This is a genomic window from Streptomyces sp. NPDC001594 (genome assembly GCF_042893675.1).
GTDB lineage: Bacteria > Actinomycetota > Actinomycetes > Streptomycetales > Streptomycetaceae > Streptomyces.
This window is the reverse complement of the sequence record NZ_JBIAVB010000004.1, coordinates 302,304-316,984: the sequence shown is the minus strand read 5'-3', so window position 1 is coordinate 316,984 and position 14,681 is coordinate 302,304. Positions and strand designations below refer to the sequence as shown.

14 protein-coding genes are annotated in these 14,681 nt (G+C 70.8%); 10 read left to right on the top strand and 4 right to left on the bottom strand.

The window, feature by feature from the left end:
• Window positions 1-91 precede the first annotated feature (91 nt).
• From ACFY0O_RS10410 to ACFY0O_RS10380, 7 genes are all read left to right on the top strand, one after another.
• The gene (locus ACFY0O_RS10410) at window positions 92-1,753 is read left to right on the top strand and encodes an ABC transporter ATP-binding protein (RefSeq protein ID WP_388945609.1); all 1,662 of its coding nucleotides are present in this window, start codon (window positions 92-94) and stop codon (window positions 1,751-1,753) included.
• A complete protein-coding gene (locus ACFY0O_RS10405) occupies window positions 1,750-2,865 on the top strand; it encodes an ABC transporter permease (RefSeq protein ID WP_358893565.1) in 1,116 nt (371 codons plus the stop codon). Before ACFY0O_RS10410 ends, ACFY0O_RS10405 begins: the two co-directional genes overlap by 4 nt.
• The gene (locus ACFY0O_RS10400) at window positions 2,862-4,127 is read left to right on the top strand and encodes an ABC transporter permease (protein WP_388945222.1); all 1,266 of its coding nucleotides are present in this window, start codon (window positions 2,862-2,864) and stop codon (window positions 4,125-4,127) included. The genes ACFY0O_RS10405 and ACFY0O_RS10400 overlap by 4 nt, the downstream gene beginning before the upstream one ends.
• Window positions 4,124-4,528: a cytidine deaminase gene (locus ACFY0O_RS10395; protein WP_358893567.1), complete on the top strand. Its 405-nt coding sequence runs from the start codon at window positions 4,124-4,126 to the stop codon at window positions 4,526-4,528. The genes ACFY0O_RS10400 and ACFY0O_RS10395 overlap by 4 nt, the downstream gene beginning before the upstream one ends.
• 130 nt (window positions 4,529-4,658) lie before the next feature.
• The gene (locus tag ACFY0O_RS10390; RefSeq protein WP_388945220.1) at window positions 4,659-5,936 is read left to right on the top strand and encodes a thymidine phosphorylase; all 1,278 of its coding nucleotides are present in this window, start codon (window positions 4,659-4,661) and stop codon (window positions 5,934-5,936) included.
• A 96-nt stretch (window positions 5,937-6,032) separates the two neighbouring features.
• Window positions 6,033-6,623: a Uma2 family endonuclease gene (locus ACFY0O_RS10385; protein ID WP_388945217.1), complete on the top strand. Its 591-nt coding sequence runs from the start codon at window positions 6,033-6,035 to the stop codon at window positions 6,621-6,623.
• A gap of 51 nt (window positions 6,624-6,674) precedes the next feature.
• The gene (locus tag ACFY0O_RS10380; RefSeq protein ID WP_388945214.1) at window positions 6,675-7,013 is read left to right on the top strand and encodes an STAS domain-containing protein; all 339 of its coding nucleotides are present in this window, start codon (window positions 6,675-6,677) and stop codon (window positions 7,011-7,013) included.
• Here ACFY0O_RS10380 and ACFY0O_RS10375 read toward each other — a convergent pair.
• From ACFY0O_RS10375 to ACFY0O_RS10365, 3 genes are all read right to left on the bottom strand, one after another.
• On the bottom strand, window positions 6,909-7,913 hold the full coding sequence (locus tag ACFY0O_RS10375; protein ID WP_388945212.1) for a sigma-70 family RNA polymerase sigma factor: 1,005 nt from the start codon (window positions 7,911-7,913) through the stop codon (window positions 6,909-6,911). The two genes, ACFY0O_RS10380 and ACFY0O_RS10375, sit on opposite strands and share 105 nt — an antisense overlap.
• Before the next feature lie 85 nt (window positions 7,914-7,998).
• A complete protein-coding gene (locus tag ACFY0O_RS10370; RefSeq protein ID WP_388945209.1) occupies window positions 7,999-8,715 on the bottom strand; it encodes a L,D-transpeptidase family protein in 717 nt (238 codons plus the stop codon).
• A 105-nt stretch (window positions 8,716-8,820) separates the two neighbouring features.
• A complete protein-coding gene (locus tag ACFY0O_RS10365) occupies window positions 8,821-10,098 on the bottom strand; it encodes an MFS transporter (RefSeq protein WP_388945207.1) in 1,278 nt (425 codons plus the stop codon).
• 99 nt (window positions 10,099-10,197) lie between these two features.
• On the opposite strand from ACFY0O_RS10365, the gene ACFY0O_RS10360 reads away from it, so the two are divergent.
• The 3 genes from ACFY0O_RS10360 to ACFY0O_RS10350 all read left to right on the top strand — a co-directional run bounded on the left by ACFY0O_RS10360 (window position 10,198) and on the right by ACFY0O_RS10350 (window position 13,483).
• Window positions 10,198-11,136 (top strand): LysR family transcriptional regulator, encoded by a 939-nt coding sequence (locus ACFY0O_RS10360; protein ID WP_388945205.1) that lies wholly within the window; start codon window positions 10,198-10,200, stop codon window positions 11,134-11,136.
• Between the two features lie 113 nt (window positions 11,137-11,249).
• Window positions 11,250-11,633 (top strand): hypothetical protein, encoded by a 384-nt coding sequence (locus ACFY0O_RS10355; RefSeq protein ID WP_388945202.1) that lies wholly within the window; start codon window positions 11,250-11,252, stop codon window positions 11,631-11,633.
• On the top strand, window positions 11,630-13,483 hold the full coding sequence (locus ACFY0O_RS10350; RefSeq protein WP_388945199.1) for a caspase domain-containing protein: 1,854 nt from the start codon (window positions 11,630-11,632) through the stop codon (window positions 13,481-13,483). The genes ACFY0O_RS10355 and ACFY0O_RS10350 overlap by 4 nt, the downstream gene beginning before the upstream one ends.
• Here ACFY0O_RS10350 and ACFY0O_RS10345 read toward each other — a convergent pair.
• The gene (locus ACFY0O_RS10345) at window positions 13,436-14,515 is read right to left on the bottom strand and encodes a LuxR C-terminal-related transcriptional regulator (RefSeq protein ID WP_388945196.1); all 1,080 of its coding nucleotides are present in this window, start codon (window positions 14,513-14,515) and stop codon (window positions 13,436-13,438) included. The genes ACFY0O_RS10350 and ACFY0O_RS10345 overlap by 48 nt on opposite strands.
• Window positions 14,516-14,681: the final 166 nt, after the last annotated feature.

The window sequence follows — 14,681 nt, the reverse complement described above, 5'->3', positions numbered from 1 at the left end:
CCCTCTCCCGCCCACCCGCCCGGCCGATCCCCGCCCTGTCCTCCTGCCACTTGGCTCAATCCGGCTCCTTCCGCGCCAAGGAGAGTGCGTCATCAACGCGTCCAGCCCCCCTCTCGCCGTAGAACTGCACGGCATCACCAAGCGTTTCCCCGGCGTCGTCGCCAACAAGGACATCGCCATCTCCGTCCGCAAGGGCACGGTCCACGCCCTCATCGGTGAGAACGGTGCCGGCAAGTCGACCCTGATGAAGATCCTCTACGGCATGCAGAAGCCGGACGAGGGCACCATCGCCGTCGACGGGGAGCAGGTCTCCTTCCACAACCCGGGCGACGCCATCGCCCGCGGCATCGGCATGGTCCACCAGCACTTCATGCTGGCCGACAACCTCACCGTGCTGGAGAACGTCGTCCTCGGCGGCGAGAAGCTCCACGGCATCGGCGGCAAGGCCCGCAAGAAGATCATGGAGATCTCGGACGCCTACGGCCTCGGCGTCCGTCCCGACGCCCTGATCGAGGACCTCGGCGTCGCCGACCGCCAGCGCGTGGAGATCCTCAAGGTCCTCTACCGCGGCGCCAAGACCCTCATCCTCGACGAGCCCACCGCCGTGCTCGTGCCGCAGGAAGTGGACGCGCTCTTCGACAACCTGCGCGAGCTCAAGGCCGAGGGCCTGACCGTCATCTTCATCTCGCACAAGCTGGGCGAGGTGCTGAAGGTCGCCGACGACATCACCGTCATCCGCCGCGGCACCACGGTCGGCACCGCCGACCCGAAGACGGCCACGACCAAGCAGCTCGCCGAGCTCATGGTCGGCACCGAGCTGCCGTCGCCGGAGACCCGCGAGTCCACGGTGACCACGACTCCGATGCTGACGGTCGAGAACCTGACGGTGATCGAGACCGGTGTCGTGAAGGTCGCTGCCGAGAGCTCGGCGAAGCTGCTCCTGCCCAAGGACACCTACGTGCACGAGGGCGCGGACGTCGGCCGACGTCTGCTCGACGGCATCGGCTTCACCATCCACAAGGGCGAGATCCTCGGCATCGCCGGCGTCGAAGGCAACGGCCAGACGGAGCTGATCGAGGCCCTCATGGGCATGCTCGCCCCCGACGCGGGCGTCATCACCCTCGACGGCGCCGACATCACCAAGATGCCGGTCCGCAAGCGCCGCGAGGGCGGCATCGGCTACATCCCCGAGGACCGCCACCGGCACGGCCTGCTGCTGGAGTCCCCCCTCTGGGAGAACCGCATCCTCGGCCACGTCACCGAGAAGCCCAACTCCAAGGGCGGCATCCTCGACCCGAAGGCCGCCCGCAAGGACACCGAGCGGATCGTGCGCGAGTACGACGTCCGCACCCCCGGCATCGAGGTCACCGCGGCCTCCCTCTCCGGCGGCAACCAGCAGAAGCTGATCGTCGGCCGCGAGATGAGCCACAACCCCAAGTTCCTGATCGCCGCCCACCCCACCCGCGGTGTGGACGTCGGCGCTCAGGCGCAGATCTGGGACGCCATCCGCGAGGCCCGCCGCGAGGGCCTGGCCGTGCTCCTGATCTCGGCCGACCTGGACGAGCTGATCGGCCTGTCCGACACCCTCCGGGTCATCTACCGCGGCCGTCTGGTCGCCGACGCCGACCCGGCGACGATCACCCCCGAGGAGCTCGGCACCGCCATGACCGGCGCCGCCAGCGGGCACCTCGAAGCCCATGACGACCACTCCGCCGGGGTCGACGGCGACACCACGGAGGACGAGGCCCGATGAAGAAATTCGACAAGGACCGGCTGCTCCTGGCAGCCGCCGGACCAGTGCTCGCACTGGTCAGCGCCCTCGTGCTGACCATGATCGTGCTGGCGGCCACGGGCGTGGACCCGATCGACCCGCTGCGGATCATGATCGAGCAGGCCGGTTACGAGGACATCCAGGTCCTGATCATCAACCAGGCCGGCATCTACTTCCTCGCGGCCCTGGCCGTCGCCGTCGGCTTCCGGATGAACCTCTTCAACATCGGCGTCGACGGCCAGTACCGCCTCGCGGCGATGGTCTCCGCCGTGGTCGGCGCGGCGGTCTCGCTGCCCGCGCCGCTGCACATCCTGCTGATCGTGGTCATCGCCATGGCGACCGGTGCCTTCTGGTCCGGCATCGCGGGCATCCTCAAGGCCCGCCGCGGCGTGAGCGAGGTCGTCTCCACGATCATGCTCAACGCCATCGCGACCTCGCTGATCGCCTGGCTGATCCTGCCGAAGAACCTCGGCGTGCAGCCGGCCGGCTCGAACGACCTCACCACCGGCGACATCGCGGAGTCCGGCTGGTTCCCGGCCGTCTCCCTGCCCGGCGGCGACATCTACGGCTTCACCTTCGTCGCCTTCGCGCTGGGCGTCGTCTACTGGTTCGTCCTCAACCGGACCCGCTTCGGCTTCGACCTGCGCGCCTCCGGCGCCAGCGAGTCCGCCGCGCAGGCCTCCGGCGTCGAGCCCAAGAAGATGATCATGACCGCGATGCTCATCTCGGGCGCCGTCGCCGGTCTGACCGGTATGCCGCTGCTGCTCGGCGAGTCGCACACGTACAACCTGTCCTTCCCGCTGGGCGTCGGCTTCACCGGCATCACCGTCGCGCTCCTCGGGCGCAACAACCCGATCGGCATCTTCTTCTCGGCCTTCCTGATCGCCTTCATCGACAAGGCGTCCGCCGGTCTCGACACCGAGGGCTACGCCAAGGAGATCGGCACGATCATGCAGGGCCTGATCGTGATCGCGGTCGTCGTCAGCTACGAGCTCGTCCGCCGCTACGGCATCCGCCGCCAGCAGCAGAAGGTCGGCGAAGAGCTGGCCGCCGGCCATGCCCTCAAGACCGACAACAAGGAGGTCGCGGCGTGAGCACCAGCACCGTTTCCGCGACGAGCGCCGCGCCCAAGAAGGGCGGCGGCCGCCGCAAGCTCACCCTGCCCTGGATCCTGCTGATCGTCGCGGCCGGCCTCGCGCTGGTCTCCGTGGTCCGCCTGATCTCCGGCGCCAACGACCTGACCTCCGTCGGCCAGTTCTCCGGCGCCCTCCAGCTCGCCGTGCCGATCGCCCTCGCGGGCCTCGGCGGCCTGTGGGCCGAGCGCGCCGGCGTGGTCAACATCGGCCTCGAAGGCATGATGATCCTCGGCACCTGGTTCGGCGCCTGGGCCGGCTACCAGTGGGGCCCGTGGAGCGGTGTCGTCCTCGGCATCATCGGCGGCGCCCTCGGCGGGCTGCTGCACGCGATCATCACCGTGACGTTCAACGTGAACCACATCGTCTCCGGTGTGGCGATCAACATCCTGGCCGTCGGCTTCACCCAGTACCTGTCGAACTTCACCTTCGACAAGACCCCGGGCGGCTCCTCCAAGCAGTCCCCGCGCATCGACCCGATCACCGAGATCACCATCCCAGGCCTCTCGGACGGACTGGCGACGCTCCAGGGCAAGCACTGGTTCCTGATCTCCGACGCCGCCGGCGCCCTCGGCGGCCTGGTCACCAACCTCTCGCTGCTGACCGTCGTCGCCGTGCTGCTGGTCCCGCTCACCTGGTGGGTGCTGTGGCGGACCGCCTTCGGCCTGCGCCTGCGCTCCTGCGGTGAGAACCCGACGGCCGCCGAGTCCCTCGGCGTCAACGTCTACAAGTACAAGTACATCGCCGTGATCGTCTCCGGTGCGATGGCCGGCCTGGGCGGCGCGTTCCTCGCGATCGTCTCCACCGGCATCTACCAGGAGGGCCAGACCGGCGGCCGCGGCTACATCGGTCTCGCCGCCATGATCTTCGGCAACTGGATGCCGGGCGGCATGGCCCTCGGCTCGGGCCTCTTCGGCTTCACCTACAGCCTGCGCCTGCGCGGCGGTGCCGAGAACGTGCACGCGATGCTCCTGCTCATCGCGATCCTGCTCGTGCTCGCCGTCGCCTGGCAGCTGTACAAGAAGAAGTACCTCCAGGCCGGCATCGCCGCGGTCTGCGCCGCCGGGCTCTTCGTCTGGTACGCGCTCACCGACCAGGTGCCCAGCCAGTTCGTGGACGCCGCTCCGTACGTCACCACGCTGCTGGTGCTCGCCCTGTCGGCGCAGCGCCTGCGGATGCCCAAGGCGGACGGCATGCCGTACCGCAAGGGCCAGGGCAAGTGACCCCGGCCCCCGTGGTGGACTGGGAAGCCCTGCGGACGGCCGCGCGGTCGGCGATGACCCGCGCGTACGCCCCGTACTCGGGCTTCCCCGTCGGGGTGGCCGCGCTGGTCGACGACGGGCGCACGGTCACCGGCTGCAACGTCGAGAACGCCAGCTACGGCCTCGGCCTGTGCGCCGAGTGCGGCCTGGTCTCCTCCCTCCAGGCCACCGGCGGCGGCCGCCTCACCCACTTCACGTGCGTGGACGGCAAGGGCGAGATCCTCGTCCCGTGCGGCCGCTGCCGCCAGCTGCTCTACGAGTTCGGCGGCCCGGACCTGCTGGTGGAGACACCGGACGGGATCCTCCCGCTGAGCGCGATGCTGCCGCAGGCCTTCGGGCCCGACCACCTCAGACAGCCGTGACGACGGCCCTCCGCCCCACCGGGCGGAGGGCCGTCGGCCGTCTTCGAGCCGGGCTCGACCCCGCCTGAAAATCCTTGAACCCCCCGACCATTCCTCCCTCATCTCTATGCGCGTAGAAGGAAGTCACCTCATGGACGTCATCTCCGTCATCCGGACCAAGCGGGACCGCGGTGAGCTGAGCCCCGAGCAGATCGACTGGGTCATCGACGCCTACACCCGCGGGATCGTCGCCGACGAGCAGATGTCCTCGCTGGCCATGGCCATCCTGCTCAACGGCATGAACCGGACCGAGATCGCCCGCTGGACCGCCGCGATGATCGCCTCCGGCGAGCGGATGAACTTCGACTCCCTCTCCCGCCCCACCGCCGACAAGCACTCCACCGGCGGCGTCGGTGACAAGATCACCCTCCCGCTCGCCCCGCTCGTCGCCGCCTGCGGCGCGGCCGTCCCGCAGCTCTCGGGCCGCGGCCTCGGCCACACCGGCGGCACCCTGGACAAGCTGGAGTCCATCCCCGGCTGGCGCGCGCTCCTCTCCAACGAGGAGATGCTGAACGTCCTCGACACCACCGGCGCCGTCATCTGCGCGGCCGGCGACGGCCTGGCCCCGGCCGACAAGAAGCTCTACGCCCTGCGCGACGTCACGGGCACCGTCGAGGCCATCCCGCTGATCGCCTCCTCGATCATGTCGAAGAAGATCGCCGAGGGCACCGGCTCCCTGGTCCTGGACGTGAAGGTCGGCTCCGGCGCCTTCATGAAGAACATCGAGGACGCCCGCGAGCTGGCCTCCACCATGGTGGCGCTGGGCACCGACAGCGGCGTCAAGACGATCGCCCTGCTCACCGACATGTCCACCCCGCTCGGCCTCACCGCGGGCAACGCCCTTGAGGTCCGCGAGTCCGTCGAGGTCCTGGCCGGCGGCGGCCCCTCCGACGTGGTCGAGCTGACCATCGCCCTGGCGCAGGAGATGCTCACCGCGGCCGGCATCAAGGACGCCGACCCGGCGAAGGCCCTCGCCGACGGCTCCGCCATGGACGTGTGGCGCCGGATGATCTCCGCCCAGGGCGGCGACCCGGACGCGGCCCTGCCGGTCGCCCGCGAGCAGCACGTGGTCACCGCCTCCGCCTCGGGCGTCCTGACCCGCCTCGACGCGTACGCGGTCGGCGTCGGCGCCTGGCGCCTGGGCGCGGGCCGCGCCCGCAAGGAGGACCCGGTTCAGGCGGGCGCCGGCATCGAGCTCCACGCCAAGCCGGGCGACACCGTCACGGCCGGCCAGCCGCTGATGACCCTGCACACGGACACCCCGGAGAAGTTCGAGTACGCCCTGGCCTCCCTGGAGGGCTCCTACGACGTGGCCCCGGCGGGCACGGCCTTCACCGCCACGCCGATCGTCCTGGACCGCATCGCCTGACCCGGACTCACTCGTGCGGCTGAACGGGATCGGTGGACGCCCACCGGTCCCGTTCGTCATGCTGGGATCGGTGACGAACCGATTGAGGAGCACACCATGAGCGCACTCACCGTCCAGCATGAGCCACGTGGTGGCGACAGCTGGGACGCGCTTGTCCGTCTCTGGGAGGAGTCGGACTGGCCGGAGGGCTGCAAGGTGGAGATCATCGAGGGGATCATCACCGTGGCGCCCACGCCTGCCAACAATCACAACAGCATCACCGAGGCCGTGCAGCGCAAGCTGTACGGGGTCATCCCGGATGAGTGGGGCATCTATCAGGTGCAGAGCGTGGCCATTCCGTCCCGCAAGGGCATGTTCATCCCGGATCTGCTGGTCATGCCCAGTGACATCCTTTCCGAGTCCGAGCAGTACGTGCCCGCCGCGGCGGCCGAACTCGTCGTCGAGGTGACGTCACCCTCGAACGCCTCGCACGACCGCATCGCGAAGGCCGCGGGATACGCAGAGGGCGGGGTGCCGCTCTATCTGCTCATCGACTCCTTCGCCCCCGGCGGGCCCACGGTCACCCTCTACGGCGAGCCGTGCGAGGGCGTCTACCGAGTGCTTCGGGCGGGCAAGTTCGGTGAGACCTTCCACCTGCCCGTGCCGTTTGACCTCAAGTTGGACACCTCCACCTTCCCCACGCCCTGACGCGCCCGCCCGCAGGCGATGATTTCCGGGTAGCCGGCCGGTCCTCATCTCGTGGAGACCAGACGACTCGCACTGCCCGGGCCCAGCCCCACCGAGCAGCACGCCGCCGCGCTGTGCGCGCGCCTGGCGCGGCTGTACGACGACGGGGCCGCCGCCGTGGTGTGCGATGCCGGGGCCGTCACCGCCCCCGGGCTCGGGGCCGTCGCGGTGCTGGCCCGGCTGCGGCTGGCCGCGCGCGGGCGCGGGGCCCTCACCGTCGCCGGCGCGACCCCCGCCCTGCGGGCCCTACTGGACCTCGTCGGACTCCGCGAGCTCCTCGGGCAGCCCGAACAGCGGGAACCACCGGGCGGTGTCCAGGAAGGCGTTGAGGCCGACGATGCGGCCCTCTGACACCTCCAGCACCTGCAGGGCCCACGGCACGTGCCCCGGCCGCCGGTCCTCGCGCGGCCGGTACTGGCCGAACGCCGGCAGCCCGTTCGCCGTGGTCGGTATCAGGCGCGAACCCTTGCAGCCGATGCCCTGGTTCAGATGCCAGGCCGCGATGTCCCGCGGCCCCCGCAGCCACAGGTCGAACGGCGGCATCGACAGCACCGCGTCCTCGTGCAGCAGGGTGGTCAGCCGGGTGATGTCGTAGGCCTCGAAGGCCGACAGGTACTGCTCCAGCAGCTTCTTCTGCTCCGCGTCCAGCGGGTCCGCCGGATCGCTCGGCCGCAGCGCCTGCCCCGACAGCGTCGCCCGCGCCCGCTGGAGCGCGCTGTTCACCGAGGCCACCGTCGTCTCCAGGAGCTGCGCGACCTCGTCCGCCTTCCAGGCCAGCACCTCCCGCAGGATCAGCACCGCCCGCTGCTTCGCCGGCAGGTGCTGGAGCGCCGCCACGAAGGCGAGCCGCACCGACTCCTTCGCCAGCGCCATCTCCGCCGGGTCGGCGGTCTGCGGCAGCACCCGCCCGTCCGGCACCGGCTCCAGCCAGGTCACCTCCGGCCGCTCGTTCAGCACGGCGGACGCCTGGTGCTGCGGGGCGGTGAGGTCCATCGGCCGGGCCCGCTTCCTCCCCGCGTTCAGCAGGTCCAGGCAGACGTTCGTGGCGATCCGGTACAGCCACGAGCGCAGCGAGGAACGCCCCTCGAACTTCCCGTACGCCCGCCAGGCCCGCACGTACGTGTCCTGCACCGCGTCCTCGGCGTCGAAGGCCGAGCCGAGCATCCGGTAGCAGTACCCGGTCAGCTCGACGCGGTAGCGCTCCATCGCCGCGTCGAGCTCCGGGGAGGTGGTGGTCGCGAGGTCGCTCATGGCTGCCGTCCCCCAGGGTGTCGTCCGTCACTCCGGAAACTACCCGAGGGGTCTGACAACGGCAGCCCGGGCACGGCGCGGTGGATCAGGTCCCGGGCTTGCGCCCGTACACGAACACGTCCTCACCGTTGGTCAGCATGTTCCAGTACGCCTTGGCGTCGGCCGTCGTCATGTTGACGCAGCCGCCCGAACCCGGCGGGTTCCACATGCTCTTCTCCACCGAGTGGAAGGCGATGCCCCCGTCGAAGAACTGCGCGTACGGCATCGCCACGTTGTAGATCGTCGACCAGTGGTTGATGTTGCGGTAGTAGATCTTCTTCAGCCCGGTCCGCGTCGGGGTCTCCGCCTTGCCCGTGCGCACCGGAACCGGCCCGTACTTCAGCGTCGCCCCGTCCTGGATCCAGCTCAACTGCCGGGTCAGGTCGACGCAGGCGATCCGCCCCAGGTTGGTGGGGCACTGCCCGGCGGCGTTCGGGTTCTTCCCGGCCGCCCGCTGCGCCAGCATGATGCTCATCGTCTGCCAGGTCAGCGGCCCCGCGTACCCCATCGTCGGGGTGATCCCGTGGGTGGCCTGGAAGGACTGGATGGCCGCGCAGTCGGCCGCCGACTGCACCCCGTCCACCGGCCGCCCCAGGAACTGCTCCACCTGCCGCTGGTACGGCCCCGTCGTCACGTTGCAGGAGGCCGCGGCCTGCGCCGCCCCGCCCCCCGCCACCACCAGGGGCGCCGCCAGCGCCACCGCCCCGCCGAACACCGCCGCGGCCCGCCGCCCCGCGCGCACGCGTACGCGTATCCCCGCCATCGATCCCTCCCCTGCCGCGCCCGCACCCTGGGGACGCCGGTGCCCACCACGCTAGAGCGCGGCGGGCACGGCGGATAGGAGTCCGACAGGACTTCGCACGGGACCTCAGCGGGCGGCCGCCGCGGTGGCCGGCAGCCGGCGCCCGGCACGGGCCGCGTGCGACCCGTACAGGGTGATCGAGACGACGCCCAGCACCGCCAGCAGCGCGATCCCGACCGTGGCCCCCCACCCGGCGGCGTGGTAGGCGAGCGCCCCCAGGGTGCCGCCCGCGCTGGAGCCCAGGTAGTACGCGGACTGGTACAGCGCCGAGGCCTGCGCCCGGCCCGTCTTCGCCGTCCGGCTCACCGAGGACGAGGCCACCGCGTGGCCGGCGAAGAACCCGGCCGTGATCAGCACCAGCCCCGGCAGGATCAGCCACAGCGAGTCCGCCAGCGACAGCAGCAGCCCCAGCGCGGTCGTGGTCACCGCCAGGTACAGCGCACCGCGCCGCCCGGTCCGTGCCACCAGCTGCCCGGCCGCCGCCGAGGAGGCCGTACCCACCAGGTAGATCAGGAAGATCGAGCCGACCACGCCCTGCCCCAGCGAGAACGGCGCCTCCACCAGCCGGTAGCCGATGACCGTGTACACCGCACCGAACACGGTCATGAACAGCGCGCCGATCCCGTACAGCCGCAGCAGCAGCGGGTCCCGCAGGTGCCCGCCGACCGTACGGCCCACCGCGCGCGGGTTCAGCGAGGCCGGCCGGAAGAACCGCGCCCGGGGCAGCAGCACCAGGAAGGCCACCGCGCAGGCCAGCGCCATCACGCCGACGGCCAGCAGCCCGCCGCGCCAGCCCCACAGCTGGGCGCCCCAGCCGGTGACGATGCGGCCGCTCATGCCGCCGATGGAATTGCCCGCCACGAACAGGCCGATCGCCCCGACCAGCGCCTTGGGCCGGACCTCCTCCGCCAGGTACGCCATCGCGGAGGCGGGGATGCCGGCGATCGCCGCACCCTGCACCGCGCGCAGCGCCACCAGCCACTCCAGGCTCGGCGCGAACGGCACCAGCAGCCCGATGCCGACGGCCACCACCATGGACCAGGCCATCATCCGGGTCCGCCCGAACCGCTCGGACAGCGCGCTGAGCGGCAGCACGAACAGGGCAAGCGCCCCGGTGGCCGCGGACACCGTCCAGCTGGCCTGACCGGCCGTCACGCCGAAGCCGGCGGAGACCGCGGGGAGCAGGGCCTGGGTGGAGTAGAGGAGGGCGAAGGTCGCCAGCCCGGCGGCGAAGAGCGCCAAGCTCATCCGGCGGTAGCCGGGGCGGCCGGGGGAGAGGGGCTCGGGGGGCGACACGGTGGAGGCACCCGGGATGACAGGTGCCCCGGTATGAGCGGGAGGCATGTACCGACCGTAAGCCGCCCCTTCTTCATGCGTCCAATGCACAAACGGGCCATAATCAATCCACCCACGCATCAGCACAGCTCATGGCTTCGGATATCAATGAACCGTTACGAAGAAGACATGGCCGTGACACAAGGGCTGGCGCCGCGCCTCGCCCAGTTCGTCGCGGTCGCCCGGCACGAGCACGTCACCCGCGCCGCCCAGGAGCTGGGCGTACCGCAGTCCACCCTCTCCCGGGCCATGGTCCGCCTCGAACAGGACCTGGGCGTCTCGCTGTTCGCCCGCAAGGGCCGCACCGTCGCCCTCACCACGGCCGGCCGCACCTTCCTGGCCTCCGCCGAGGAGGCCCTCGCCGGGATCGCCCGCGCCGCCGGCTCCGTACAGCAGGACGCCGACCCCGGCTTCGGGAAGGTCGCCTTCGGGTTCCTGCACACCCTGGGCCCCGAGACCGTACCCGGCCTGATCCGCGCCTTCCGCGCCGACCACCCCCGGGTGCGCTTCTCCCTCGTCCAGAACTACGGCGAGGCCATGCTGGAGAAGCTCCGCGCCGGAGAGCTCGACCTCTGCCTGACCTCCCCCGTCCCCGACGCCCCCGACCTGGTGGGCCGCCGCCTGGACGAGCAGCGGCTGCGCCTGGTGGTCCCGGACGACCACCGCCTGGCCGTCCGCAAGCGCATCCGCCTCGCCGAGGCCGCCGAGGAAACCTTCGTCACCCTGGAGCCCGGCTACGGCCTGCGGCGCATCACCGACAACCTGTGCGCGGAGGCGGGGTTCACCCCGAAGGTGGCCTTCGAGGGCGAGGAGGCCGAAACCCTGCGCGGCCTGGTCGCGGCGGGCCTGGGCGTGGCTCTGCTGCCCCCGCCCCTGGTCCCCCGCCCGGGCGTGGTCGAGCTGACGGTCACCGCCCCGCGCGCGGTCCGCGAGATCGGCGTGGCCTGGTTGGACGGCCACCCGGACACCCCACCGGTAGCCGCCTTCAAACGCTTCCTCCTCTCCCGCCGCGGTCGCCTCATCCCAGAACTCGAACCCCCTGCCTGAGATGTTGCCGGGGTTGCCGGAGCTCGTGCACCGGGACCAGACTTGGAAGTGTCGGAGCCGTGGCTGATGCGCGCGCCGACCCTGGGCGCGCCCCTGCCGAAGAGGGTGAGCCGGTGAGTTCTCTGCGGATATTCCTTTCGGAGGAGGGGGCGGAGGCCGAACGCCTCGACGTTCTGGCCGGCCGTCTGCGGGAGGACTTGCTCCAGCTGGAAGTTGACGGTGTAACCAGTGTCCCGGGCGGCGACGTTCCGGAGGGGGCCAGGGGCTTCGGTACCGAGGCGGGTGCCCTGCTGGTCGGACTGGGGCCCTCCTTCACGATCTTCCGTGAAGTCCTGAACGCCGTGATGGACTGGTGGAAGCGGAGTCCGAGCCGTCCGACCATCCGGCTGGTGATGGACGACGACGTCCTCGAGATCTCCCAGGCCTCGCCGACCCAGGTCGACCGCTCCTTCGAGCTCTTCGTCAACCGGCATTCACCCAACGGGTCCGAGCCATGAACGCCTCACGGCGCGCCTTGATCATCGCCAATGACGACTACGAGAACCCCGGCCTCAAGGCGCTCGTGTCCCCCGCCGAGGACGCCGTGGCCCTCGCGGCCGTCCTTTCCGACCCGAAGATCGGGGAATTCGAAGTCCAGGTGGCCAGGAACGAGCCGGCGCACACGATCCTGAGGAAGATCGAGGATTTCTTCGCCGACGGCAGACCGAGCGACGAGCTGATGCTTCATTTCTCGTGCCACGGACTGAAGAACGAGTCGGGGGAGCTCTTCTTCGCGGCGAGTGACACGGTGCCGGGACGGCTGATCTCCACCGGAGTGGCGGCGGATTTCGTCCGCAGGTGTATGGCGGCCAGCCGGGCGCGGAGCATCGTGCTCTTCCTCGACTGCTGTTATGGAGGGGCCTTCTCGAAGGGCATGCGCGTACGCGCCGGGGAGGACGTGCACGCGCTCGAGGCCTTCTCCGGCCAGAAACTCGGAGGCGGCCGCGGCTGGGCGGTGATCACGGCTTCCAACTCCATGGAGTTCGCCCTGGAGGGGGGAAGCGCGCTCAGCGGGGAATTCGAGGCCCCTCGTCCCTCGGTCTTCACCAGTGCGCTGGTGAACGGTCTCACCAGCGGCGACGCAGATCTCGACGAGGACGGCCTGGTCTCCCTCGACGAGCTGTACGAGTACGTCTACGGGCAGGTCCGCCAGGAGAACCCGCGCCAGACGCCCTGTCGTGACATCAACCTGCAGGGGGACCTCTACCTCGCGCGCAGCGGGCGCAAGAAGATCAAGCCGGCCCTGCTGCCGGACGACCTGCGGGCGGCGATCGCGAGCCCTGACATCTTCACCCGGCGGGGCGCGCTGGAGGAGCTCCGCTCCCGCATGGCGAGCACGCACCTCGACGTCGCGGCGGGAGCCCGCTCGGCGCTGGCGGAGATGGCGCGAACGGAGATCAAGTGGCTCGCGGACGAGGCGAACGCCGCCCTGAGCCAGGTGGCGCTCAGCCCGGAACCGTCCGAGCTGGACTTCGGCGCCCTGCCCCAGGGCTCGCCGGCGCCGCACCTGGAGGTGCGCCTCACGGGCCCGCCTCTCGCACGGAACTGCGAGGTCCGACCGGATGACAACCGGATCCGGGTGGAGGAGACCGAACGCGGCCTGGAGGTGTCCGTGGACACGTCCAGGGCGGGCCGGCTGAGCGCGGGCATCCTCCTGAAGGGGGTGGGGGAGGAGAGGACGCTCCAGGTCACCGCGGAGATCCTCCCGGAGCGCGTCGTGGTGCCACCCCCGAAGACCCCGCCGCCGCCGGATTTTCCGCCGCCGGAGACCTCGCCACCGTTGAAGACACCGCCGCTCTCGAAAGCCCCGCCGAAATGGACCCAGGCCGGCACCTCCTCGAAACCCGGCGCGGGCCGGCCGTCTGAGACGCCCCCTGCTGCGGCGGTGGGGCAACCGGGGGTGCGGGATGCGAAAGCGGCCCGCACGCTGTCCGTGGTGGCCGCGATCGCAGGGACCGTCTCGGTCGTGTACAGCGTGCTGGGCATAGTGACGCACGGATATGTCAGTGACGACCTCAGCGAGTTCCAAAAGCAGGGGAAAACATTCGCGCAAGCGGTCGCAGGTGCCATGCCCAATGTGAATTATCTCGGGGCGGAGGCGCTGACTGCGGCCCTTACCGCGACCGCCGCCCTCATTTTGGCCCACTATGCGAGGAAGAAGGCCGTTGCTGCGGAAGGGAATCGTTCCGGCCGGGTGCTGAGTGGGGTGAAAAAGTCGATGATCGTTGTGGTGTCGGTGGCCTTTGCGTCGCTCATCGCTTCACTCGTCCTGCTCGTCCTCTTCCTGTGGTACGCCTCCGTGAAGTGACCCGGCATCCCCCTCGCGCCGCCGGAGTGCTGCCGCCGACAGCAAGTATCCGGCCTGGAAGCGGGACTTGGCGCCGATTGCGCGCATGATTTCCGCGATGTGGCGCTGGCAGGTGCGTTCCGACATGCCCAGGCGGCGGGCGATGACCTTGTCCTCCAGGCCCTCCGACAGCAGTCGGACGATCATCTGGCGGAGCTCGTCCGAGAGGGAGCGGGCGGCCTCCGGGCTCACCGTCGTCGGGAAGGGGCGGGCGCCCAGCCAGGAGCGTTCGAAGGCCGCCGTCATGAAGTGGACGACGCTGGGCTCCCGCACCAGCAGGGCCGCGCCCTGGCGGTCCGGGACGGACATCAGGCCGGTGTGGGCGTCGAAGATCAGCATCCGCATCAGGCCGTCGCCCAGGGTGCGCACCTGGGCCCCCAGGGCGGTCACCCGTTCCACGTACGCCGCCGTGGGCCGGGAGTAGCGCGCGGTGTGCTGGTAGATCGTCCGCATCCGGACCCCGCGCGCCAGCAGCGACTCGTCCCGGCCGACCGCCTCCTCCAGGGTTTCCTGCGGCCGGCCGCCGCCCGGCTGGGAGGTCAGCATTTCCCGCTCGCAGCCCGCCACCAGCTCGGTGATCAGCCCCCGCACCGCCCCCAGGTCGGTGACCAGCTCCAGGCTGCCCGCCCGGCCGTCGTCGCGGTGCGCGGTGCCCGCCTCGTACGCGGGGACCAGCGCCTCCAGCCGCCCGCGCAACCGGTCCATCTCGTCATGGGTCTCGCGGACGAGGAGGGCGAGCGGGGCCAGCGCCCGGGCCGCCGCCGCGCGGGGCGCGACCGCGGTCCAGCGTTCCGGGCCGTCGCCGGGGGCCCGCTGGAGCAGGTGGGCGGCGGCCAGCTCCTTGACGGCGGCGCCCGCGCGGGCACCCAGCGCGGTGGTGGCCTCCGCGGGGGTGAAGGCGTGCCGCTCCACGGCGAAGCCGTACAGGCGCCGGGCGGCGGGGCTCAGATCGGATCCATCGGCTCCGTCGGCATCGATTGCATCGACTGGCATATGCCTATTCGTCCCTGACTGTGCCCGTTTATAAACCCCTCGTGTTCCCGCAAGGCGGCAAGTCGACTCCGGTATCCGTGCATACGGCATATGCCGAACCGGCACAGTAGGGATCACGGCGCGCCGGGGGCGGTGACGCCGGATCCATCGGTGCCGTCCGACCGTG

What these genes read in the sequence shown, in the direction of transcription:
- ACFY0O_RS10405 (WP_358893565.1), top strand. Translation starts at nt 1,750, where the DNA reads ATGAAGAAATTCGACAAGGACCGGCTGCTCCTGGCAGCCGCCGGACCA.
- ACFY0O_RS10390 (WP_388945220.1), top strand. Translation starts at nt 4,659, where the DNA reads ATGGACGTCATCTCCGTCATCCGGACCAAGCGGGACCGCGGTGAGCTG.
- ACFY0O_RS10385 (WP_388945217.1), top strand. Translation starts at nt 6,033, where the DNA reads ATGAGCGCACTCACCGTCCAGCATGAGCCACGTGGTGGCGACAGCTGG.
- ACFY0O_RS10375 (WP_388945212.1), bottom strand. Translation starts at nt 7,913, where the DNA reads ATGAGCGACCTCGCGACCACCACCTCCCCGGAGCTCGACGCGGCGATG.
- ACFY0O_RS10370 (WP_388945209.1), bottom strand. Translation starts at nt 8,715, where the DNA reads ATGGCGGGGATACGCGTACGCGTGCGCGCGGGGCGGCGGGCCGCGGCG.
- ACFY0O_RS10365 (WP_388945207.1), bottom strand. Translation starts at nt 10,098, where the DNA reads ATGCCTCCCGCTCATACCGGGGCACCTGTCATCCCGGGTGCCTCCACC.
- ACFY0O_RS10360 (WP_388945205.1), top strand. Translation starts at nt 10,198, where the DNA reads ATGAACCGTTACGAAGAAGACATGGCCGTGACACAAGGGCTGGCGCCG.
- ACFY0O_RS10350 (WP_388945199.1), top strand. Translation starts at nt 11,630, where the DNA reads ATGAACGCCTCACGGCGCGCCTTGATCATCGCCAATGACGACTACGAG.
- ACFY0O_RS10345 (WP_388945196.1), bottom strand. Translation starts at nt 14,515, where the DNA reads ATGCCAGTCGATGCAATCGATGCCGACGGAGCCGATGGATCCGATCTG.